Origin of the sequence: Pedobacter sp. UC225_65 (assembly GCF_042698365.1) — a bacterium.
Taxonomy (GTDB): Bacteria; Bacteroidota; Bacteroidia; order Sphingobacteriales; family Sphingobacteriaceae; genus Pedobacter.
This window is the reverse complement of the sequence record NZ_CP170550.1, coordinates 1,325,130-1,346,415: the sequence shown is the minus strand read 5'-3', so window position 1 is coordinate 1,346,415 and position 21,286 is coordinate 1,325,130. Positions and strand designations below refer to the sequence as shown.

Here is a 21,286-nt window from a genome sequence, read left to right as displayed (position 1 = left end):
AAATATATAAAATACAAGACCATGAAATTTTCTACCGATAAACACGAAAAATATGTTGTTTTAAAATTGGACGAGCCCAAGTTCACCAATGACAATACACCAGCTTTAAAATCCGAATTTATCTTATTGAATACAGAAGGATACCGCAATATCGTACTTGATCTATCGGCCGTAAAAGAATGTAATGATTCGCAAGATTTAAGTTGTTTACTAGTAGGAGATAGGCTTTGCAAAAGCGCAGGAGGTGTTTTTATTGTTTCTGGCGTAAACAATAGCATAGCCAATATCATTAAAATATCTAATCTTCATCAATCAGTTACTTTTGTTAATAAATTAGATGAAGCTACAGATTTGATCTTTATGGAAGAAATAGAGAAAGAATTACGTGGCAGTGTAGATAAAGGATAACGCTAAATGAAATTTGAAGTAACCATTTTGGGTAGCAGTTCTGCCACTCCGGTTTACAACAGAAATCCTACAGCACAGTTATTAAATTGTAACGAAAAATTTTACCTCATCGATTGTGCCGAAGGCACACAGCAACAGCTGATCAAATACGGCCTTAAAGCATCTAAAATAGATTATGTTTTTATCAGCCACTTGCATGGGGATCATTATTTTGGTTTAATAGGTCTGCTATCAAGTATGCACTTAAATGGGCGTATCAAACCTTTGTATATCTATGCTCCAAAGGCCATCAAAGAAATATTGGAGCTCCAGTTCAGATATTCCGAAACTTCGTTAAAATATGAATTGGTCTATTTTGATATCGATCCAACCCAATCTGCAGTTATTTTTCAGAATAGTGATGTAACTGTAGAAACGATCATCTTAAATCATAGGATTCCCTGTACAGGCTTTAAGTTTACCGAAAAGAAAAGATTAAGGAAATTACTGATCAATAAGTTAGAGCAGGAAAATATTCCAATTGAACTATACCCGCTCCTAAAAAGAGGAGTAGACCTGAGTTTGCCAAATGGCGATGTATTGTTGAATGCGGATTACACTACTGATTCTGCAGCACCAAGATCATATGCTTATTGCTCTGATACTTTGTATGATGAAAGTTATTTCGATAGCATCAGAAACTGTGATACCTTGTACCACGAAGCTACTTTTTTACATGAAATGTTAGAAAGAGCCAATGAAACCCATCATACCACTGCATTACAAGCTGCCCAGGTGGCTGAAATTGTAGGTGCCAAGAAATTGTTGATAGGACATTTTTCATCTCGCTATAAGACGCTAAGCGCGCTTTTAGATGAAGCGAGAACCATATTCCCAGATACAGAACTAGCCTTAGAGGGAAATACTTACGAGATCTAATTTATTCTAAAATAGAAAGCTGCAGAAAAATGTTTGTTTAAACGCTTTTCTGCAGCTTTTTAATAGGCTTATATTTTTCTTATTTATCCTTTTTATTGCCTCCACCAAATACAGAGAAGTGGACATAACGCTTAGGATTGGCCTTTAAGTCAATCATCAAGTTATCTAGGTTCTTGGCCGCATTCGTTAGGTTATCATACATCTGTTTGTCGTTGATCAATTGTCCTAAACTACCTTTTCCATTTTTAACATCTGTAACAATGCCTTGTAGATCGGCGATTGCTTTGTTCGCGTTGTCAATGGTCTGTTTAAAGTTTAATGCTGCAACTTTATCCGTTACACTGTTCAGGTTGGTCAAGATCGCATCTATTTTAGCCCCATTGTTTTTAAAATTAACAGTAATCACCTCTACGTTAGATAAGATACTAGATAATTTAGAACTCTCAGAACCCACCAAAGCATCAACTTTTTTAGATGTTGCTTCTAATGAAGATAAGGTTGAAGCGATGCTGGTAAAGCTTTTATCTACGTTTTTCTGAAAGTTTGGATTAAGGATCGAATTTACACTGGTTAAGTACGAGTCCATTTTGGTAATGATCAATTCAGCTTTTTCTGAACCGGCTGTACCGCTTCCATTAGTCCTTTTTCAACGTTTGCGTTTAAGGTATCGCCATCTTTTGCATATTCAGTACTGTTTCCTAGAATCCATTACAATCGCTTTCCCACCCAAAAGGTCGGTACTTTCTAAGCGTGCAATTGTATTTTTTGGAATATCGTATTTGTCCTTTATTTTTAGTGTTGCGATAATGGATCCGTTTGGCTGTAAAGTCAATTGGTCAACCCTGCCGATCTGAAATCCATTGATCAATACTGGTTTAGAAACACCTAAGCCATCCACATGTGTATATCTAGCAAACAATACAGTTTCGCTAGAAAAAATAGAATTTCCCTTCAAGAAATTATATCCGATAATTAATAAAGCAATAGCAAATGCTGCCAATACGCCTACTTTGGTTTCGTTTTTTATTTTCACGTAATTAGATGTTTAATTCTCAATTTCCTTTTTGTATTGTTTGATTGCTTTAAAAATTGCAGTAATCATCTCTTCTTGTCCATCGGGCGAATTAATGTATTCTTCTTCCTCTGGATTGGAAATAAATCCAATTTCTGTAAGAATAGATGGCATTGCCGCTCTCTGTAAGATCAATAAACCTTGTTCTTTAACACCTCTGTTCACCCTTTTGTTTAGCGTGGTATAGTTATTTTGAACTAATTTGGCCAAAGCTAAACTTTTAGTGCGATAAAGAGACTTGTACAAAGATAACATAATTAATTCTTCTGGGTCTGTTCGATCATAGGTGCCCTTCTTTTTATAGTCTTTCTCTTTGATGATTTCTTCATTCTCCTTAAGCCCGGCATCCATTTCGTTGATGCGACGATAGGCGCCTACAAAAGTTTCAGTTCCTTTGGTAGTTCTGTTCTTTACCGTTTTATATTGTGGTACTTTCTTTCCTTTTTTATCTTTAACATAACCTGTTAATACTTTGTCGTCGGGCATTGAATTACAGTGTATAGAGATAAATAGGTCGGCTTTTGCATCATTTGCAATTTGCGCCCTACGGTACCAATCTACGTCTACATCTGTTCTTCTGGTCTGGATCAATCTTGATTCCTGGCAATTCTTCCTCTAGTTTTTTTTCCAATTTTAAGGCCACTTGTAGCGCCACATTTTTTTCGAGCGAAAAAGAACCTTCGGCACCAGATTTTACACCACCATGACCTGCATCAATTACAATTGTTTTGATTTTGTATCCTTGAGCTTGACCAGTAAGGGCATATAAAAAAAGAAGTGATAGAAATAGGAAAGTCTTTGATCTCATTTGTTGTGTTTTGCCACAAATTTATTAAATAATTATGAACTAAATTTCTACACTTTGTTTATAGGCCAATATCGCCTTATAGATGCAGTTGGTAATTTCAGCCTGTCCTTCTTCAGAGTTCATGTAGTTTTCTTCATCTGGATTGCTGATAAAGCCAATCTCGGTTAAGATGGCAGGCATACCTGCCCTGGCCAATACCGCTAAACTCTTTTCTTGAACACCACGGTTTACACGCCCAACACTTACATACTCATCTTGGATCATTTTAGCCAGTTTTAAGCTCTGTGTTCTGAAAGTATTCTTCATCAATGATAAGATAATGGCACTTTCAGGGTCGTCAGGGTTAAAGCCATCATAGTTTTCCTTATAGTTATCCTCTAAAAAGATGGAAGCATTTTCTCTTTTGATGGCTTCATCCTGTTCATCAACTCTGCCAAAACCAGAAACAAATGTTTCTACACCTCTGGTTGAAGTACTCTTGGCATATCTGGTCTTATATACAGGAACTTTTTTACCCTTTTTGTTTTTTGTATAACCACTAATGTATCTGGTGGCTTTTACAGGCATATCATTACAATGGATGGAAATAAAAATATCTGCCTTTGCATTATTGGCGATCTTGATGCGCTCATACAGCGGAATAAAAGTATCATCGCTCCTCGTGAAGATGACCTTTACATCTTTCATATTGTCTTGGATCAGTTTTCCTAAACGAAGTGCTGTTTTCAAGGCTACATCCTTTTCAGTAGAATATAGCCCTCTAGTACTGCCATCCTTACCACCGTGTCCGGCATCAATTACAATTGTTTTTATTTTATATTCTTGTGCAAATAGTTGATTATCAGTAATTAATGTAATTACTGCGCAAATAAATAGCATCAAAATTGCATTTGGTCTAACCAATGGTATATTTTTCATTAATTTTGAACGTTTTGGGATAAACATTATTGCAAAAATAACATTCACACACGAATTTGAAACTTTTAACGAATATCATTTTTATTATTGCCGTTCTTTTACTAACAACTGTTGGTAAAACCGCCAAAGCCTTTTCTAATTATTCATTTTTGCAAGTAACCAAGCAAACAGCAACTAAGCAAACAGATACAACTAAAAAAGGTAATGGTGCAGTTGCGAAAGTAGTTTATAAAGCTTTAGATTCCATCCGAACCGACAGGAAAACAGGTATTATGTATCTGTATGGCAATGCAAGGGTACTCTACCAAGATTTTGAACTAGATGCCGACTACATCCGATACGATACAAAAAATGAAGTCATTTTTGCCAGTGGTGTGAAAAACAAAAATGGAAAGTATGTTGGTAGACCGATCTTTAAAATGGCTGGTCAGGGCACTTCCATTGCCGATTCATTAACCTACAATACCAAAACTGGGAGTGGTTTAGTACATGGAGTTTTTACAGAACAACAGGGAGGATATTTTTCTGGTGGAAAGGGGAAATTACAACCAGACAACGAAGTGCATATCAAAGGTCAGACATTTAGTACCTGTAACCTGCCACATCCGCACTATGGTATCTTTATTTCAAAAGGTATTGCTACAGAAACACAGATCGATCACAGGTCCGGTTTACCTAAAGATCGAAGACATTCCAATCCCCCCATTCTTTTTACCCTTCGCCTTTTTTCCAAAGCCCAATAAAAAGTCATCTGGTTTTATATTGCCTACACCCAATCAGGATCAGACAAGAGGTTTCTCTTTAAATGGAGGTGGATATTATTTGGCTTTTAACGACTATTTTGATGGCAGGTTAACCGGTAATATTTTTACCAATGGTAGTTATGATCTTACTTTTGTCTCTAATTACATAAAGAAATATAAGTACAATGGAAATATCAATTTAAATTTTTCAAGTACGCGGAATGGTCTTGAAGGTACACCACAATACAAGCCTTTGAAAAATTTTAATATTGGATGGACACACAGCCAAAATGCAAATGCCAAACCAGGAACTACATTTACGGCCTCGGTTAATGCAGGTACTTCCGATTATTTCAACGTAACTGCTGCCAATCAAAGTTATGACATTAGCAAGATTGCCAGTAATACCATGAGCTCCAGTATTGCCTATGGAAAGGTCTTTGGTGACGGCCTATTCAATTTTACAGGATCGTTGAACCACTCGCAAGAAACACAGACCAAAACAATCTCTTTAACTTTACCACAGATCAGTTTAAATATGGCTACCATTAACCCATTCGATTCGAAAACGAGGGTAGATAAACAAAAATGGTATCAGAAAATTACGGTTGGTTATAGTTTACAGGCTAGCAACACCGTAAGCACACAAGAAAACCTGCTTTTTGAAAAAGGTGGGTTACGACGGTTTAGAAATGGATTTAACCATAATATACCTGTAAGTATGGCCTTTAACCTATTTAAGTATTTTAACTTCAATGCCAATGCAGGTTACAATGAAAAATGGTATTTTCAGACGATTGAAAAACGATTCGATCAAAACAACCAGTGGCGATGTTACATTGACGGATACAGTGAGTGGTTTTAAAAGGGCAGGTGAATACAATGTTGGGATGAACATGTCTACCAAAATCTATGGTACCAAGCAATTTAAAAATCTTGGGAGAATTATGGCCATCAGACATGTGGTAACACCTACGTTAAACTTTAATTATAAGCCAGATTTTTCAAAATCCAACTATGGGTATTATAAACCTTTACAGTATTATACAAATGACATCAGGCCGGGAAAAAGCGTGCCTACAGGTGAATATCCTAAAGTAGATTATTTAGGCAGACAACCGAAGTATTCTATTTTTGAAGGCGCAGCCTTTGGTGGACCATCGATGGGACAACAGGCCAATCTAAGTTTCTCTGTAGATAATAACGTTGAGCTGAAACTGAAGTCTAAAAAAGATACCACAAATGGTGGCGAAAAGAAAATTCCAATTATTCAGGGTTTAACCATTGGTGGCTCTTATAATTTTGCTGAACCCACAGCTAAAAAATTAAGTCTCCTTAATTTCAGTGGTAGGTCGCAGTTTACCGATAAATTAGGTTTTAATTTTGGAGGTACCCTTAATCCTTATGGTGTAGAAGAGTATGAAGTTAAAACCGGTACAGGGGTTAATGAAGTAACTACGATAAATTATAGGGAGTCTGACCGTTACGTGTGGAGAGATGGAAAATTACCTCGTCTGGTTAATTTTAACTTCTCTTTCGATTATAGCTTAAATCCAGAGGCCCTAAAAAAGAAGAATCAGAATATGGAGGAATTGCGCAACCAGAATTCTGCAGCAAGAACCCCAGAGCAGATTGAGGAACTGGCCGCAATTAGTAGGGATCCAAATGCATTTGTCGATTTTAACATTCCTTGGAACTTTGCATTTTCTTACAGTTTTTCTTATTCCAACCCATTGAGTAGACGCGAAACCAGAACAGTTTCCAACACGCTAAATTTTAATGGAGATTTTAGTTTGACTCCAAAATGGAAGATACAGTTTAATTCTGGATACGACTTTAAGGCCAAAGATCTTTCTTATACCTCTTTTGCGATCTATAGAGATCTTCACTGTTGGGATTTGAGTGCAAGTTGGATTCCGCTAGGAGCTTATCAGAGTTATTCGGTTACCATTAAAGTTAAGGCTGCGATTCTGCAAGACCTTAAATTGAGCAAACGTAAAGGCTATTATACACGTTACTAAAAAAATACGATCAGATGCTGGCAGAAATTATTACCATAGGAGATGAAATTCTAATTGGTCAGATTGTAGATACCAATTCTGCATGGATGGGTAGGGAACTCAATAAAATAGGGGTAAGTGTAAAACAGATCACCTCGGTTTCTGATGATGCCACGCATATCATACAAGCGCTTGATGAAGCAAAGAAAAGGGTTGATGTTATTTTGATTACCGGTGGCCTTGGTCCCACAAAAGATGATGTGACCAAGCTTACCTTATCTAAGTATTTTAACATGCCATTGCGCCGTGATGAAGCTACTTTAGCGCATGTAACCGCTATTTTCGACCGTTTGAATAGACCAATGATCGAAATGAACAGGAAACAGGCAGATGTGCCTGATGGCTGCACAGTTATCCAGAATAAAAATGGTACTGCACCTTGTATGTGGTTTGATGTAGAGGGAAAGATCTTTGTTTCCATGCCTGGTGTACCTTTCGAAATGATGTACCTGATGGAAGAAGAAATCCTGCCACGTCTTAAAAGTGCATTTGACTTGCCAGCTATCATCCACCAGACAATTTTAACAACTGGTTTAGGAGAATCTTTTCTGGCCCAACAGATCGAAGACATTGAAGACAGTTTGCCAGCCTACATCAAACTGGCCTATTTGCCTAAGTTAGGGCAGGTAAGGCTACGTTTAAGTGCAATGGGGAAAGATGAAATCGCTTTAAAGGCCGAAATCAACAGTTACGTACAACAAATTGTAGATCGAGTTAGACCTTATGTAGCTGCAGAAGAAGATGTAGCTTTAGAAAAAGCCATATTAGACCAGATGAAGGCTAAAAACCTTACACTGTCTACTGCCGAAAGCTGTACAGGTGGCTATATCTCACATTTGATTACCCAGCATGCAGGATCATCGGCGGTGTTTGCAGGTGGTGCAGTGGCGTATTCGTACGATTTAAAGGAATCTATATTGGGTGTAAAACATGAAACCTTAACTGAATTTGGTGCAGTAAGTGAACAAACGGTAAAGGAAATGGCCGAAGGCGCCATTGCCCATTTTAAAACAGACTATGCCATTGCGGTTAGCGGAATTGCTGGTCCGGATGGAGGAATGCCGGGCAAACCCGTTGGTACTGTTTGGATTGCGATTGCAAGCCAGCATCAAACCGTGGCCAAATTATTCACCTTTGGCGAGAAAAGAATACAGAATATAGAACGTTCTGCAACTGCTGCATTAACAATGTTGCTAAATCTCTTGAAACAAGATTTGAATTAAATGGGTAAAAAGGCGTACTTTTGTGCGCAGATACCAATTATAAACGCATTAAAACAATATGGCTCAATACGAATTATTGTTACCAAAAATGGGAGAGAGTGTTGCAGAAGCAACCATCATTAAATGGACTAAGCAACCAGGAGATATGATCCAACTGGATGATACCATATTGGAAATCGCAACAGATAAAGTCGATTCGGAAGTACCTTCGCCAGTTGCGGGCAAATTGATCAAACAACTTTTTGTAACAGACGATGTGGTTCAGGTAGGGGCTGTAATTGCCATTATAGAAACAGAAGGTGGAGCTGATAGTACATCAACCACTGCTGTACAACAAGAAGAAATACCAGTACCTTCAGTAGAAAAAGACATGCCTGGATTGAACCAGTTGCCTGTTGAAGATAAACAAATCCCTACTACCGAAGATTTTAAAAATTCGGATCGTTTCTATTCACCTTTGGTAAAAAGTATTGCTGCCCAAGAAAATATCTCATTGGCAGAACTTGACAAGATCAAGGGAAGTGGGGCAGAAGGCCGTTTAACAAAAGACGATCTTTTAAACCATATTCAAGCTAAAAATGGTGGAGCAACCATTGCCCAACCAAAAGCTGAAACACCTGCACCAGCTCAGAAACCTGCTGAACCTGTAAAAGCAGCAACACCGGCCCCAAGCTTAAGTGGTGGTGATGAAATAATAGAAATGGATAGGATGCGCAAGCTGATTGCCGAACACATGGTAATGAGCAAGCATACTTCGCCACACGTAACCTCATTTGTAGAGGCCGACGTAACCAATATGGTAAAATGGCGCGATAAAGTGAAAAAATCATTTGAGCAACGCGAAAATGAGAAGATCACTTTTACCCCGATCTTTATTGAGGCAGTAAGTAAAGCGATCAAAGATTTTCCGATCATCAATGTAACCGTAAATGGAACACAGATTATCAAAAAAAGAGATATCAATATCGGTATGGCAGCAGCTTTGCCTAGTGGAAACTTGATTGTGCCTGTAATTAAAAATGCTGATCAATTGAACCTATTGGGTTTAACCAAAGCAGTAAATGACTTGGCTTCTCGTGCCCGTGACTTAAATTAAAACCAGACGAAACACAAAATGGTACATTTACCTTAACCAATGTGGGTTCTTTTGGCAATGTAATGGGTACGCCGATTATCAATCAACCTCAAGTAGCTATTTTGGCAGTAGGTGCCATCAAAAAGAAACCAGCTGTGCTGGAAACAGAATTTGGTGATGTCATTGCCATCCGCCACATGATGTTCCTATCGCTTTCTTACGACCATAGGGTAGTGGATGGGGCTTTAGGTGGATCTTTTGTACGCCGAGTAGCAGATTATCTAGAAAACTGGGATATCAACAGAGAAATAAGTTAGTATATTTAGAACAACATTAAATAAAAGAAATGATGAAGAACAAAAGAAGTATCATCACTACCCTGATCATCGTACTGTCGCCTTTTATATGCAAACTTTCATTAGATATCTATAAAATGGGCGTAAAGGATGGAAAAGCGCATGCTGCCCATCGCAACAAATAATTGCTTGTAAAGAGCAAGAGCCTCAACTAACGTTGGGGCTTTTTTGTGGACACCTTATCAATAGATAGCCTGATTACCATCAGGTCAATCATAGCAAAAGCCCCGACATCCATCGAGGCTTTTTACTATCAAAACAAAACAAAAAGTAATTAATTAGTTCACGAGCACACCTTCTTCGGCAATGGCGGCTATGTCTTGTTGACTATAGCTTAATTTACCTGTTTGTGCGATGAAGACATCTTTGTTTAAAAGCAGATCGCGGTTGGCGATTAGGTTTTTTAAACTGATGCTACCAATTACATACTTATAATCATTACGGGAGAAACGTTCAGAGATGTTTTCAATCTCTAATTTTTCAACTGTGTATTCATGTACGTAGCGTAAATAGACCTCGATACTTACTTTATCTGTATGGATCAGGCCATTTTGCTGGTTGTATTTTTTATATTCATAACGGTAATCGTAACGAAGTGCGGCAATGTCAGACAATACTGCAGCTCCAGTTGGGTGACCGCCGGCACCTTTACCAAAGAAAAACTGTTTATCGGCAAAAGCGGCCTGTACCGTTACGCCATTGTATTCGTTCTCTACATTGTAAAGGAAATCGTCTGCTTTTACAAATTTGGGCAGTACATAGGTAACCACTTGTTTGGTGCTGATTTTACGGGCAGTGGGCACCAATTTGATCTTAAAGTTCTTTTCTCTGGCATATTGGATATCAGCATCTGAGATATTCTGTATACCTACATTCAAGATTTTATCCGGATTGATGAACAGACCATAGGCATGTGCGGTAGCAATGGTCAGTTTAAATTTAGGATCATAACCTCCAACGTCTAAAATAGGGTCTGTTTCTGCAAAACCTAGGTCTTGGGCCTGTTTTAAAGCAGTGTCATAAGCCAAACCTTCGTTAAATATCTTAGAAAGGATGTAGTTTGACGAACCATTAAAGATACCGCTGATGCCATGTAGCAACTCATTGTCGTAATATTCTTCTAGGTTTCTGATGATAGGGATACTGCCACATACTGCACCTTCATACAACAAAGAAGTGCCATTCTGGGCCTGTAGTTTTACCAATTCTTCTAAATGCGTAGCAATCATTTTTTTATTGGCCGACACCACATTTTTGCCACTACTCAAAGCTGTTTTTACAATTTTGAATGCTGCGTCAGCATCATCGATCAGCTCAACAATGGTATTGATTTCAGGATTGTTTAATATTTCGTTATGGTCTGTGGTAAAAAGATGTGCATCTAAACTGCGTTTCTTTTCCGGATTTTTGATGGCTATTTTAACTACCTCTAAGTTGAGGTTCTGTCCACGGATGATATCATGTAGCCCTTGTCCAACTACGCCAAACCCAAATAATCCGATCTTAAGTTTCTTACTCATATGATAATTTATACTTACTCTTGTTGTTAAATTTTATTGTTTATTAGTTCATTGGTTCATCAGTTCAATGGTTCATTTGTCATTGGTAACTGCTAACTAAAAACTGTCAACTGTCAACTGAAAACCGTAGATTTTTTAAGCTGTCTGTTGCAGTTTGATCGATCTTTTTATTGATGCTTTCTTTTAAAAAATGACTGATGATGTTTGTCAGTTTATCTGTTTCGATCAAAAAGCCATCGTGGCCATAAGCACAGTTGATGCTGCTAAATTCGGCATTATTGATGTGCTCGGCTAAAAACTGTTGTTCACTGATAGGGAAGAGGATATCATTCTCAATCCCGATCACCAAAGTATTCGCTTTTACTTCAGCCAATGCGGCAACGATACTTTTTCTACCACGCCCAACATTATGGCTATCCATCGCCTTGCTCAAATACCAATAGCTGTAGGCATTGAAGCGTTTACACAATTTTTCGCCCTGATAATTCTGATAAGAAGCAGCTCTATAACCACCTGTTTTATCATTTACGCTTTCCAATTGGGTAGCCGAATAAGCTTCGTAAGTACGGTAGGATAATAAGGCAATGCTTCGGGCAACTTTTAAGCCTTTTAAACCTCCGTTTGCTTGGTTGGCATAAAAAGTACGGTCGGCACTAATGGCTAAACGTTGACTCTCGTTAAAAGCAATCCCCCATGGCGAATGAACTGCATTGGTAGCTACCAAGATCAGGTTTTCAATGGTCTGTGTTTTAGCTAGCGACCACTCTAAAGCCTGTTGCCCACCTAAAGAACCTCCAATTAGCACTTTGATGGTGTGGATACCTAAATGGTTGGCCAATAAATGATGAGCAGTAGCCAGGTCTCTAATGGTAAACTCAGGGAACGACAAATAATAAGGCTGTCCGGTAACCGGATTATTGCTCAAAGGATTTGTAGTTCCATAATTTGAACCTAAAATGTTGGCACAGATGATGAAATGTTCTTCAGGGTTGAACAAGGCGCTAGAACCAAATAGACCTTTCCACCAATCCAATATATCGGCATTTGCGGTCAATGCATGGCAGGCCCAGATCACATTGTCTTTTTTAGCATTGAGTTTTCCAAAAGTTTGATAGGCAATTTCTAGGTTACGTAGCTTTTTGCCGTTTTCGAGCTTAAAAATCTTAGGGTGTTTATATAGAGATACTGTACTCATTTTTGTTGTCGTATTTATGGTAGTAATGTATTAAAGTGCCAATTCAACCAAGGTTTCAATGGCTGCAAATGCCTGTTCAAAATCTGCTTTGATATCGTCGATATGCTCAATGCCCACCGAAACCCTCAATTGATTAGGGCTTACGCCGGCAGCAAGTTGTTCGCTTTCACTTAATTGTTGATGTGTAGTGGCAGAGGGTTGGATCAATCAAGGTCTTCGCATCACCTACGTTGGCCAAGTGGCTAACCAATTTAAGGTGGTCTACCAAGGCGGTAGCACTCTCTTTGTCACCATTGAGTTCGAAAGAAAGCACAGTACCAAATCCATTCCTTAAATACTTTTTGGCATTGGCATGGTAAGGACTGCTTTCTAAACCTGGATAGTTTACTTTGGCCACGGCAGGGTGGTTTGCTAACCATGTAGCTAGGGCCAAGGCATTGTCAACATGGCGTTGTACGCGTAGCGATAGCGTTTCTAGGCCTTGGATCAACAAGAAAGAATTGAAAGGAGAAATGGCAGGACCAAAATCCCTTAATCCCTCTACACGGGCGCGGATGATAAACTGGATGTTACCAAAAGGTCCTTTCTCGCCAAATACATCATTGAAGATCAAACCATGGTATCCTTCAGCAGGAGCGGTAAACTGCGAGAATTTTCCATTGCCCCAGTTGTAGTTGCCACCATCCACGATTACACCTCCAATGCTGGTACCATGTCCTCCAATCCACTTGGTAGCAGATTGTACAACGATATGTGCACCATGTTCCAATGGCCTGAACAAATATCCAGCGGCACCAAAAGTATTGTCGACGATCAAAGGAAGCTCGTGTTTTTTGGCAATGGCTGCAATTTGTTCAAAATCGATAATGCTAAATGCAGGATTGCCAATGGTTTCTAGGTAGATAGCTTTGGTATTTTCGTCTATTTTAGACTCGAAATCATTGGGTTCATCGCCATTTGCAAACTTAACGGTGATGCCTAAGCGTTTAAAAGCTACCTTAAATTGATTGTAAGAACCACCATAAAGATGACTTGAAGACACAAAATTGTCTCCAGATTCTAAAATATTGTTTAAAGCAATAAACTGTGCTGCTTGGCCAGAACCAACAGCTAGGGCAGCCACACCACCTTCTAAAGCAGCAATTCTTTTTTCAAAAACGTCTGTTGTAGGGTTAGTTAAGCGGGTGTAGATGTTACCGAATTCTTTGAGTGCAAATAAATTGGCACCATGCTCAGAATTTTTAAAACCGTAAGAAGTGGTTTGGTAGATGGGTACTGCTCTAGCTCCTGTTGTTGGATCTATTTCTTGGCCAGCGTGTAGTTGTAGGGTTTCGAATTTATGGAGATTTGACATGTTTTTTAATGTTGAAATTGTTGAATTGCTAAACTGTTTGTTTTGCATGGAGTTAAGGATTTTCCAAGCATAATCATCAAGCGTACCCTGATTCTTTCAGGGCCTTCCGAATTGAAAGTACAAAGAGGAAGATTTTTGAACTAGTATATGCGACAGCACATACAGTTCATTGCCTGTAGTTTAAAGCAAAGCTGAATTACATTAAAAGAAGTCGACCTGTTGGGTTCTAAGTTAAGACTGTCGCTAAGTAGCGAATTTGAATGTGATGTTTTCATTTTCTTAATTTATATTTCCAAACAACACCATGTTATCTGGTCAGGAATTGGCACCTTCTCCGTTAGGGAGGGTTGCCAGTGGGTCAATGAGCCTGTCTCTCGCCACTTCTTTATAAATCAAAACCTGAATGAGGTGTTGACTTTAATCTAGCTTTCGCCAAATAATGTTTCAAATATAGGATTGTATTTTAATTTACGCAAAATTAAATTCTGATTAATTGTTAACTAGCTGAAAATAAGTGTTATAAATTTAATATTTTTTCATACCCAAGGTTAGTGTCCCCACTAACCTTGGTCAAATGTCAGATTGATCAATTAAACAGTGGCCAATGCCTGATCAAAATCAGCAATCAAATCGTCTATATGCTCCAGACCTACAGATACCCGAATTAAATTCTGTGGAGTTTTGGTGTCTGGACCTTCTACAGAAGCACGATGTTCGATCAAACTCTCTACACCACCTAAACTGGTCGCCTGTGCAAAAATTTGCACACTGTTAACCACTTTACGGGCAGCAAGGGCATCGCCCTTAACCAAAATAGACAACATGCCACCAAAATCCTTCATTTGTTTTTTGGCAATTTCATGCTGTTGGTGAGAAGGCAGGCCTGGATAATAAACCGCCTCAATTTTTGGATGTTTTTCTAGGTATTTGGCCAACGTCATCGCATTTTCGCAATGCCCTTTTATTCGGTAGGCTAATGTTTTGATGCTGCGCAATAACAAAAAGCAATCAAATGGAGAAGGTACTGCACCACCAATCTGTTGGATGTTCCTGATCTTTTCCCAAAACTCATTGCGGTGTGCTGTAGTTAAAGAGCCACCTAGCACATCGCTATGGCCACCAATGTATTTGGTGGTAGAGTGCATCACAATATCGGCACCCAATTCAATTGGGTTTTGTAAAATAGGAGAAGCAAAAGTACTGTCGCAGGCAAAGATCAAGTTGTTGGCCTTGCAGATCTTCGCTACAGCCTCAATATCAGTAATCTTTAAAAGCGGGTTAGATGGTGTCTCGGCCCAAATCATTACGGTATTGGGTTTGATATAGTTGGCAATAGCCGCAATATCGGTCAGGTCGATGAAATCGAAAGTCAAGGTGTCTGCAAAAATGCTCTGCAGTTGTTTTTTAAAACCCCAGTACATGTCGTCGGGTGCAATGATATGACTTCCAGGTTTTAAGGCCTGAAAAATAGACATACCAGCGGTGTTGCCAGAAGAAAAAGCACAAGTATCGGCACCAGATTCTAAAGATGTAATTACATTTTCCAATGCCGAACGGTTCGGGTTGCTGACACGACTGTACATGTGTCCGCCAGGATAACCACCAGTTTCATCGCGTAAAAAAGTGGTAGATAAGCTGATAGGCATGGTTACATCGCCTGTAGCACTCTTTACTAGATTTAAGGCATGGATGGCAGTGGTTTCTGGTTTCATCTTTTTTACAAATTAAAATACAAGGATTTACGACAAAGCTAAATTTAAATCTTCCGAAAAAACAGATTTTGGCAAGATTTGTGTAAATAGCATATCAAAAAACAAGTATATGAAAAGAATATTTTTAATAGCAGCTTTAATTTGTAGTTCATTAATAGTGTTACAAAGCTGCTCACCTAAAACAACAAGTGGTGCTGTGGCACTTAAAAGAGGAAATGTAACAGGTAATTGGGTTTTAAATGACGTTACTTTTGATGGTATTCCAGAACTTGCGGTAAAATCTTTCTTGGGCGAAACATCTTACAAGTGTTTTGTAGGAAGTACATGGAGTTTAACAAACAGTGGTAATGGAAGCTACAGTTTGCCATCGAGCGCCTCATGTGCAGCAAAAACACAAACCATATTCTGGTCTGTAAGTCCGGCTGATGAAACTTTCCAGTTCAAAAAACTATACGAAAAAGAAAAAGCCAAAAACGTAACTGAAGGTTATAGACTGATACTTTCGTCGACAGATGGAAGCAATATGGTGATCAAATCGCCAATTGAGTACGGTAACAGAACAGCTTATGTGGTGTTAAACTTCAGCAAAGCAGCGAAATAAAAACGATAAGGCTGTTGTTTAGGTTCATCAACTACCATTGATGAGTAGGCTTGGGTGTGGTCAATTGGTTCCAAGCACAAAGCTATTTAAACAACTGTCAAATCTATCATACTACAAAAGCCTCGAGCATATCGAGGCTTTTATTGTTTCTAAATAAGCCATTTTTACAAGAAAATGATTTTCAATTAGGTCATTGTTGTACTTTTGCCTAAACAATTAAAAACAAATACTGTGCAGGATTTAGCAATTCTTCTAAATAACCCTAACCTTTCAGCACCATTAAAAGCGATTGCCCAGAAAGTTGCCGCCCATCAACGCATTACATTTGAGGAGGGTGTGTATCTCTACGAGCATGCAGAACTAGGTTACCTTGGTGTTTTGGCTAACCATATCAGAGAAGAGAAACATGGGGATAAAACCTATTTCAACCGCAACTTCCATTTAGAACCGACCAATCTCTGCGTGTACGATTGCAAATTCTGTTCGTACTCGCGCCTGATCAAACAAAAGGAAGAGGGCTGGGCCTTAACGATGGAAGAAATGTTGGATGTGGTTAAAAAGTATGACCATGAACCCGTTACAGAAGTACACATTGTAGGTGGGGTTTTACCACAATATGATGTGGCTTTTTATTCGGCCTTGTTTACCGCAATCAAAAAACACAGACCCGACCTGCATGTGAAGGCATTAACCCCGGTAGAATACCATTATATCTTTAAAAAAGCGAAGATAGATTATGCTACAGGCATGAAATTGATGAAAGAAGCAGGACTGGAATCGATACCAGGAGGAGGAGCAGAAATCTTTCATCCAGAAATCAGGGAACAGATTGCCAAAGATAAATGTACAGGTGACCAGTGGTTGGCTATACATGAAGAATGGCATAAATTAGGCATGCGTTCTAATGCCACCATGTTGTATGGCCATATTGAAAAGTTTGAACATCGCGTTCGATCATATGGAACGCTTACGTCAGCTGCAGGATCAAACTGGAGGCTTCCAGACTTTTATTCCTTTAAAATTCAGGAACCAACACAACCAGATGAGCAATGTGCCAGAAGTTTCGGTGATAGAAGATTTAAGGAATTATGCCATTGGTCGTATCTATCTGGATAATTTCGACCATGTAAAGGCCTATTGGGCAATGATCAGTAGAGAAACCGCACAAATGTCGTTAAACTTTGGCGTGGATGATATTGACGGAACCTTAGACGATACCACGAAGATCTTATTCAATGGCAGGTGCCGAAGAGCAGAACCCTGCGATGAGTACCCAACAATTGGTTAACCTGATCAAACAAGTCGGTCGTCAACCGATTGAAAGAGATACCTTGTACAATGTGGTAACGGATTATACCGATGTCGTTTTTGAAGAAGACGTAAAACCACAATATTATAAATTACCTGTCATCAACTAAGTTACTGATCACTTAAAACTTACTACTTAGAACTTATTACTTAAAACTTAGCACGTACTACTTAAAAAATGAAAGAACTCTACATTATCCGACACGGTGAAACAGAATTGAACAGATTGGGTATTGTACAGGGCAGAGGAGTAGACAGCGATTTAAATGATACAGGTAGGGCACAGGCCGCGGCTTTTTTTAACCATTATTCGACGGTGGCCTTTGATAAGATCTATACTTCGGCACTGAAGCGCACCCACCAGACCGTTCGGCAGTTTATCGAACTGGGCCTACCATGGGAGCAACATGAGGGTTTAGACGAGTTGGCTTGGGGGCTTTGGGAAGGACAACCCAATACCGAAGCGGCCAGACATGCCTTTAGGGAAATGGTAGAGCTATGGCAAGGCGGAAACTATGAAGCCAAGTTTGAAGGTGGCGAAAGCCCTAATGATGTATCGTTACGTTTGCAGGAAACCGTAGCATTGATCAAAAGCAGAACCGGCGAAAAACGGATTTTGATCTGCATGCACGGTAGGGCCATGCGCTTGCTGCTTTGTTTACTGCTTGAAAAGCCTCTTTCAGAAATGGGCGATTTTCCGCACCAAAATACAACACTTTATAAAATGAGTTATACAGATGGCCAGTTTGCTGTGATAGACTTTAACAATACCGACCATTTAAAAGATTTAGCATAAAACATTATACGTGGACAAGATTAAAATTTCGGCAGTTTCTTATACCAATACCAAACCCTTTATTTACGGCATACAAAAAAGTGAGGTGCAACACCAGATTGAGCTAAGTTTAGATATCCCTTCAGATTGTGCAGCAAAACTGATCAATGGTCAGGTCGACATAGGACTGATCCCCGTAGCCGCCATTCCCTTTGTACCCAATGCAAACATCATCGGTTCTTATTGTATTGGTTCTGTTGGCGCAGTAAACTCGGTGTTTATTTTTTCTAAGGTACCTGCCAGCGAAATCAAAACTTTAAAACTAGATCCACAATCGCGTACTTCTAATAACCTGGCCAAAGTTTTACTCCAATTCCATTTCAAGGTAGCGGTAGAACTGGTTACGGATCCGGATGCCGAAACTGATGCCTTGGTATTGATCGGCGACCGTACTTTTGGGCGTAAGGCTGATTTTGCCTATGCTTACGACATGGGCGAGGAGTGGATGAAATTTACAGGCCTGCCATTTCTTTATGCAGCTTGGGTGGCTAATAAACCAATTCCACAAGACTTTATCGCAGATTTTGATGCCGCCTTAAAATTAGGTCTAGCGTATCGAAAGGAACTGTTGAAAGAATTACCTACACACCCAGGTATCGATCTAGAAGATTACCTGCTCCACAAACTAGATTTCGACTTAACCGACGACAAAAGAAAAGCATTGGAACTGTTTTTAGCTTACATCAAACAACTTTAAAACCTTTCGCTAAACAACAATTAAAGGTCGGGACCATAAAACCCAACCTTTAACTACCAAGTGACTAAAAAACAAACTAATTTTCATCAGGTAGACGATCTTTTTCTCCTTTTTTTCTATTGAAACGATAAACAACAGTGGCATTAACCACCCTTCCAATTCCATAAGCGGTAGATTGTAGTTGATAAGTAGGTGTATTCAATTGTTGCCTATCGATCAGCGAATCAAATATGTTGTTGACAGCCAAACTCAGCGTCATTTTTTCTTTCCAGATATCTTTGCTTAGGGCAACGTTTAAACGGTAAGTAGCTTTGTTTAGCGATTGAATGTCCTGAAATTTACCCCGATAGCTAAAGATGGATTCGATGGCCAGGTTTTTAGGCAATTTCATTCGGCTATTGAGTTGGGTAGTCCATGTTTGATCATCAGTAGCATACTGTTTGCCCTCAAATTCGCCTTGTTGTTTAAAGCCATAGTAGTTAAAGTTTAGGGCCAAACGCCACCAGTTAAAGGGGTTATAGGTGCTGGAAAGTTCTAAACCATATCTTTCCTCGTAAGCTAAATTTACAGGCGTACGCAAAAAAATATCCTCGTCCGTTTGTTTCAATACATATTGGAAATAGTTTTTGGTACGTGCATAATAAACAGAAGGAGTAAGGGTAAACTTGGTCCACTTTTTCAATAGGGCAAATTCGAACGAATGGGTGTAAGTAGGGTCAAGTTCTGGGTTGCCTATGGTCAGGTTACGGGTATCAGAAAGACCACCAAAAGGGTTCAGTTGCCAAAACTCTGGTCTATTGATCCTTCGGCTATAACTGAGCTGTAGGTCGGTCGTTTTTTGCAGGTTATACACCAGATGTACCGTAGGGAACAGATTGATATACTCCTTGTTGTTGCCAAAAGTGCCAACTCGATCAGCAATGCCAATAAACGACATTTCGGCCCTTAAACCCAAAAGGTAGTTCAACTTGTTTATTTTATTGCCCAATTGTAGGTAGGCACTAAACAGGTTTTCGTTGTAGGCCAGCTTATTGTCGTACGTAGGTAATTGCACCCCATTGGCTTTGGCCCAATAATCGCTTCTGATGGCCCGTAGGTCACTTCTGATTCCTGTTTCAAACCGACCATTCTCGCCTAAAGTAGTTACAAAATCACTTTGGATAAAGATGTCATTGCTACTTTCTATGTTTCTGGTAACCAGGTTGTAGCGTGGGCTTCCGACAGGGAAAATCTTTTCCTGATTGATAGATTGATTCTCATCATCATTCCAGAAATCGTACTGTAGGCTAGTGGTCCATTTTTTGTCCTTGTTGTCGAAAGTTTTAACATGGTACAGTTCCAGCTGGTTGTATTTTTTAGGTTCTTTGTAATGCTCAAAACGATAAATGGAGCTATCCTTGGTGTTATTGACGTTAAAAAAGTTGTAATTGTAATCGATCTTGTTGTTGATGTTTAAAGTGCTATGGTAAAAACTGCCAGTTAAGGTGTTTTTAGGATCGATGTAATAATCGCCACCAATATAGATGTTGTACGAATCGTCGCGTCTATTGGTCAAATTGTTTTGGTACAGCACACTTTTTACCGAATTGTTCAAGGTGGTTTGTGTTCTTTCTTCACGAATGTCAAAATCCCTAAAACGAACGCCCACATTGGTAAATAGGTTGATTTTTTCTGTTTTGTAGCTCAAATTGACATTGCCATTGTAATTGGTGGGGTGGCCTGCACCCACCTGTACAGATCCATTTAGGCCAGTTGAACTGTTTTTCTTCAATACGATATTGATCATCCTGCACCGCCCTGTGCTTCGTACCTGGCCGATGGATTGGTCATCACTTCTACCTTTTCGATGGTACTTGCCGGAATCTGTTCTAACCCTTTGTTCATCGACATCATGGAGGGCTTGCCATTGATCAATACCCTTACACCCGTATTGCCTCTTAAACTGATGGTGCCATTGGCATCTACATTTACAGACGGTACATTGTTCAAGATGTCGTTGGCATTTCCACCCTTAGACATCAGGTCTTTGCCCACGTTGAATACTTTTTTATCTAGGTTAAGCTCTAATGTAGATTTTTCGCCCACTACATTTACCGATTTTAAAAGCTTAACATCTTCCACCAATAAGAGAGTACCTAGATCCAGATCTTGATCAACTTGTTTGTTTGTCAATAGGATAGGCTTAAAAGAGATAAATTCAATTTTGATATGGTATTTTCCAGGTGCAACGGTGAGTACAAACTCTCCATTTTTATCAGTAGCTATACCTTTAACAAACTTTTGGTCAGTTGTAGATAACAGGGTTGCTCCAGCATTTGCTATCGCTTGTTTGGTTTTAGCTTCAAGTACTTTCCCTTTAATGTTCAGCATTTTGGTTTCTTGTGCAAAACTTTGTAGTGTACAAAGCAGCAGCATAACCAAGGTTATTTTTTGTATGGTTTTCATCGTTCTCATGTTTGTTTGCCCGAAGATGCATGGTACAC

General features: G+C 39.1%; 20 protein-coding genes, 3 pseudogenes and 1 riboswitch. Of the genes and pseudogenes, 13 read left to right on the top strand and 10 right to left on the bottom strand.

Annotation, left to right across the window (positions count from 1 at the left end):
• The first annotated feature begins 21 nt into the window (after positions 1–21).
• Together ACFJIZ_RS07040 and ACFJIZ_RS07035 are read left to right on the top strand one after the other, a co-directional pair.
• Positions 22–408, top strand: coding sequence for an STAS domain-containing protein (locus tag ACFJIZ_RS07040; protein ID WP_379091771.1), 387 nt, complete (start codon positions 22–24; stop codon positions 406–408).
• Between the two features lie 6 nt (positions 409–414).
• Positions 415–1,326: a ribonuclease Z gene (locus ACFJIZ_RS07035; RefSeq protein ID WP_379091770.1), complete on the top strand. Its 912-nt coding sequence runs from the start codon at positions 415–417 to the stop codon at positions 1,324–1,326.
• Positions 1,327–1,405: 79 nt separating this feature from the next.
• On the opposite strand, the pseudogene ACFJIZ_RS07030 reads toward ACFJIZ_RS07035, so the two are convergent.
• From ACFJIZ_RS07030 to ACFJIZ_RS07015, 4 genes and pseudogenes are all read right to left on the bottom strand, one after another.
• A pseudogene (locus tag ACFJIZ_RS07030) lies at positions 1,406–2,359 on the bottom strand (MlaD family protein).
• 12 nt (positions 2,360–2,371) lie between these two features.
• Positions 2,372–2,989, bottom strand: a complete 618-nt coding sequence (locus tag ACFJIZ_RS07025; RefSeq protein WP_379091769.1) for an N-acetylmuramoyl-L-alanine amidase — start codon at positions 2,987–2,989, stop codon at positions 2,372–2,374.
• Complete coding sequence (locus tag ACFJIZ_RS07020) at positions 2,943–3,206, bottom strand: N-acetylmuramoyl-L-alanine amidase (protein WP_379091768.1); 264 nt, start codon at positions 3,204–3,206, stop codon at positions 2,943–2,945. Before ACFJIZ_RS07020 ends, ACFJIZ_RS07025 begins: the two co-directional genes overlap by 47 nt.
• A gap of 39 nt (positions 3,207–3,245) precedes the next feature.
• Entirely contained in the window at positions 3,246–4,124 is an 879-nt protein-coding gene (locus tag ACFJIZ_RS07015; protein ID WP_379091767.1) for an N-acetylmuramoyl-L-alanine amidase, read from the bottom strand.
• Between the two features lie 56 nt (positions 4,125–4,180).
• On the opposite strand from ACFJIZ_RS07015, the gene ACFJIZ_RS07010 reads away from it, so the two are divergent.
• From ACFJIZ_RS07010 to ACFJIZ_RS06980, 7 genes are read left to right on the top strand one after another with little or no spacing between them, the layout of a single operon-like run.
• Positions 4,181–4,867, top strand: a complete 687-nt coding sequence (locus ACFJIZ_RS07010; RefSeq protein ID WP_379091766.1) for a hypothetical protein — start codon at positions 4,181–4,183, stop codon at positions 4,865–4,867.
• Entirely contained in the window at positions 4,761–5,732 is a 972-nt protein-coding gene (locus ACFJIZ_RS07005) for a putative LPS assembly protein LptD (RefSeq protein ID WP_379091765.1), read from the top strand. The genes ACFJIZ_RS07010 and ACFJIZ_RS07005 overlap by 107 nt, the downstream gene beginning before the upstream one ends.
• Positions 5,641–6,888 carry a putative LPS assembly protein LptD gene (locus ACFJIZ_RS07000; protein ID WP_379091764.1) on the top strand — a complete coding sequence of 416 codons (1,248 nt, stop codon included), beginning with the start codon at positions 5,641–5,643 and terminating at the stop codon, positions 6,886–6,888. Before ACFJIZ_RS07005 ends, ACFJIZ_RS07000 begins: the two co-directional genes overlap by 92 nt.
• A 14-nt stretch (positions 6,889–6,902) precedes the next feature.
• Positions 6,903–8,150 carry a competence/damage-inducible protein A gene (locus ACFJIZ_RS06995; RefSeq protein ID WP_379091763.1) on the top strand — a complete coding sequence of 416 codons (1,248 nt, stop codon included), beginning with the start codon at positions 6,903–6,905 and terminating at the stop codon, positions 8,148–8,150.
• 58 nt (positions 8,151–8,208) lie between these two features.
• Positions 8,209–9,246 carry a dihydrolipoamide acetyltransferase family protein gene (locus ACFJIZ_RS06990; RefSeq protein WP_379091762.1) on the top strand — a complete coding sequence of 346 codons (1,038 nt, stop codon included), beginning with the start codon at positions 8,209–8,211 and terminating at the stop codon, positions 9,244–9,246.
• 41 nt (positions 9,247–9,287) lie between these two features.
• The gene (locus ACFJIZ_RS06985; protein WP_379091761.1) at positions 9,288–9,542 is read left to right on the top strand and encodes a 2-oxo acid dehydrogenase subunit E2; all 255 of its coding nucleotides are present in this window, start codon (positions 9,288–9,290) and stop codon (positions 9,540–9,542) included.
• Positions 9,543–9,571: 29 nt separating this feature from the next.
• On the top strand, positions 9,572–9,706 hold the full coding sequence (locus ACFJIZ_RS06980) for a hypothetical protein (RefSeq protein ID WP_379091760.1): 135 nt from the start codon (positions 9,572–9,574) through the stop codon (positions 9,704–9,706).
• Positions 9,707–9,859: 153 nt separating this feature from the next.
• On the opposite strand, the gene ACFJIZ_RS06975 is transcribed toward ACFJIZ_RS06980, so the two are convergent.
• The 4 genes and pseudogenes from ACFJIZ_RS06975 to ACFJIZ_RS06960 all read right to left on the bottom strand — a co-directional run bounded on the left by ACFJIZ_RS06975 (position 9,860) and on the right by ACFJIZ_RS06960 (position 15,362).
• On the bottom strand, positions 9,860–11,101 hold the full coding sequence (locus ACFJIZ_RS06975) for a homoserine dehydrogenase (RefSeq protein ID WP_379091759.1): 1,242 nt from the start codon (positions 11,099–11,101) through the stop codon (positions 9,860–9,862).
• A gap of 106 nt (positions 11,102–11,207) precedes the next feature.
• Entirely contained in the window at positions 11,208–12,296 is a 1,089-nt protein-coding gene (gene metX / locus ACFJIZ_RS06970; protein ID WP_379091758.1) for a homoserine O-acetyltransferase, read from the bottom strand.
• A gap of 30 nt (positions 12,297–12,326) precedes the next feature.
• Positions 12,327–13,650, bottom strand: a pseudogene (locus tag ACFJIZ_RS06965) (O-acetylhomoserine aminocarboxypropyltransferase/cysteine synthase family protein).
• A 281-nt stretch (positions 13,651–13,931) separates the two neighbouring features.
• A riboswitch (SAM riboswitch) is annotated at positions 13,932–14,044 on the bottom strand.
• A 196-nt stretch (positions 14,045–14,240) separates the two neighbouring features.
• A complete protein-coding gene (locus ACFJIZ_RS06960; protein ID WP_379091757.1) occupies positions 14,241–15,362 on the bottom strand; it encodes a trans-sulfuration enzyme family protein in 1,122 nt (373 codons plus the stop codon).
• Between the two features lie 109 nt (positions 15,363–15,471).
• On the opposite strand from ACFJIZ_RS06960, the gene ACFJIZ_RS06955 reads away from it, so the two are divergent.
• From ACFJIZ_RS06955 to ACFJIZ_RS06940, 4 genes and pseudogenes are all read left to right on the top strand, one after another.
• The gene (locus ACFJIZ_RS06955) at positions 15,472–15,963 is read left to right on the top strand and encodes a hypothetical protein (RefSeq protein WP_379091756.1); all 492 of its coding nucleotides are present in this window, start codon (positions 15,472–15,474) and stop codon (positions 15,961–15,963) included.
• A gap of 231 nt (positions 15,964–16,194) precedes the next feature.
• A pseudogene (gene mqnE, locus ACFJIZ_RS06950) lies at positions 16,195–17,381 on the top strand (aminofutalosine synthase MqnE).
• Positions 17,382–17,449: 68 nt separating this feature from the next.
• Entirely contained in the window at positions 17,450–18,067 is a 618-nt protein-coding gene (locus ACFJIZ_RS06945) for a histidine phosphatase family protein (RefSeq protein ID WP_379091755.1), read from the top strand.
• Between the two features lie 10 nt (positions 18,068–18,077).
• A complete protein-coding gene (locus ACFJIZ_RS06940) occupies positions 18,078–18,803 on the top strand; it encodes a menaquinone biosynthetic enzyme MqnA/MqnD family protein (protein WP_379091754.1) in 726 nt (241 codons plus the stop codon).
• Between the two features lie 76 nt (positions 18,804–18,879).
• Here the strand turns inward: ACFJIZ_RS06940 and ACFJIZ_RS06935 are convergent, their stop codons facing one another.
• Complete coding sequence (locus ACFJIZ_RS06935) at positions 18,880–20,589, bottom strand: outer membrane beta-barrel family protein (protein WP_379091753.1); 1,710 nt, start codon at positions 20,587–20,589, stop codon at positions 18,880–18,882.
• On the bottom strand, positions 20,586–21,248 hold the full coding sequence (locus ACFJIZ_RS06930; RefSeq protein ID WP_379091752.1) for a TonB-dependent receptor plug domain-containing protein: 663 nt from the start codon (positions 21,246–21,248) through the stop codon (positions 20,586–20,588). The genes ACFJIZ_RS06935 and ACFJIZ_RS06930 overlap by 4 nt, the downstream gene beginning before the upstream one ends.
• Between the last annotated feature and the right edge of the window lie 38 nt (positions 21,249–21,286).

Bases quoted from the DNA above. Each gene is read 5' to 3' on its own strand.
- ACFJIZ_RS07000 (WP_379091764.1), top strand. From the start codon at position 5,641: ATGAAAAATGGTATTTTCAGACGATTGAAAAACGATTCGATCAAAACA.
- ACFJIZ_RS06930 (WP_379091752.1), bottom strand. From the start codon at position 21,248: ATGAAAACCATACAAAAAATAACCTTGGTTATGCTGCTGCTTTGTACA.
- ACFJIZ_RS06945 (WP_379091755.1), top strand. From the start codon at position 17,450: ATGAAAGAACTCTACATTATCCGACACGGTGAAACAGAATTGAACAGA.
- ACFJIZ_RS07015 (WP_379091767.1), bottom strand. From the start codon at position 4,124: ATGAAAAATATACCATTGGTTAGACCAAATGCAATTTTGATGCTATTT.
- ACFJIZ_RS06955 (WP_379091756.1), top strand. From the start codon at position 15,472: ATGAAAAGAATATTTTTAATAGCAGCTTTAATTTGTAGTTCATTAATA.
- ACFJIZ_RS06980 (WP_379091760.1), top strand. From the start codon at position 9,572: ATGATGAAGAACAAAAGAAGTATCATCACTACCCTGATCATCGTACTG.
- ACFJIZ_RS07020 (WP_379091768.1), bottom strand. From the start codon at position 3,206: ATGAGATCAAAGACTTTCCTATTTCTATCACTTCTTTTTTTATATGCC.
- ACFJIZ_RS07035 (WP_379091770.1), top strand. From the start codon at position 415: ATGAAATTTGAAGTAACCATTTTGGGTAGCAGTTCTGCCACTCCGGTT.
- ACFJIZ_RS06995 (WP_379091763.1), top strand. From the start codon at position 6,903: ATGCTGGCAGAAATTATTACCATAGGAGATGAAATTCTAATTGGTCAG.
- ACFJIZ_RS07040 (WP_379091771.1), top strand. From the start codon at position 22: ATGAAATTTTCTACCGATAAACACGAAAAATATGTTGTTTTAAAATTG.
- ACFJIZ_RS06990 (WP_379091762.1), top strand. From the start codon at position 8,209: ATGGCTCAATACGAATTATTGTTACCAAAAATGGGAGAGAGTGTTGCA.
- ACFJIZ_RS06960 (WP_379091757.1), bottom strand. From the start codon at position 15,362: ATGAAACCAGAAACCACTGCCATCCATGCCTTAAATCTAGTAAAGAGT.
- metX (WP_379091758.1), bottom strand. From the start codon at position 12,296: ATGAGTACAGTATCTCTATATAAACACCCTAAGATTTTTAAGCTCGAA.
- ACFJIZ_RS06935 (WP_379091753.1), bottom strand. From the start codon at position 20,589: ATGATCAATATCGTATTGAAGAAAAACAGTTCAACTGGCCTAAATGGA.
- ACFJIZ_RS06975 (WP_379091759.1), bottom strand. From the start codon at position 11,101: ATGAGTAAGAAACTTAAGATCGGATTATTTGGGTTTGGCGTAGTTGGA.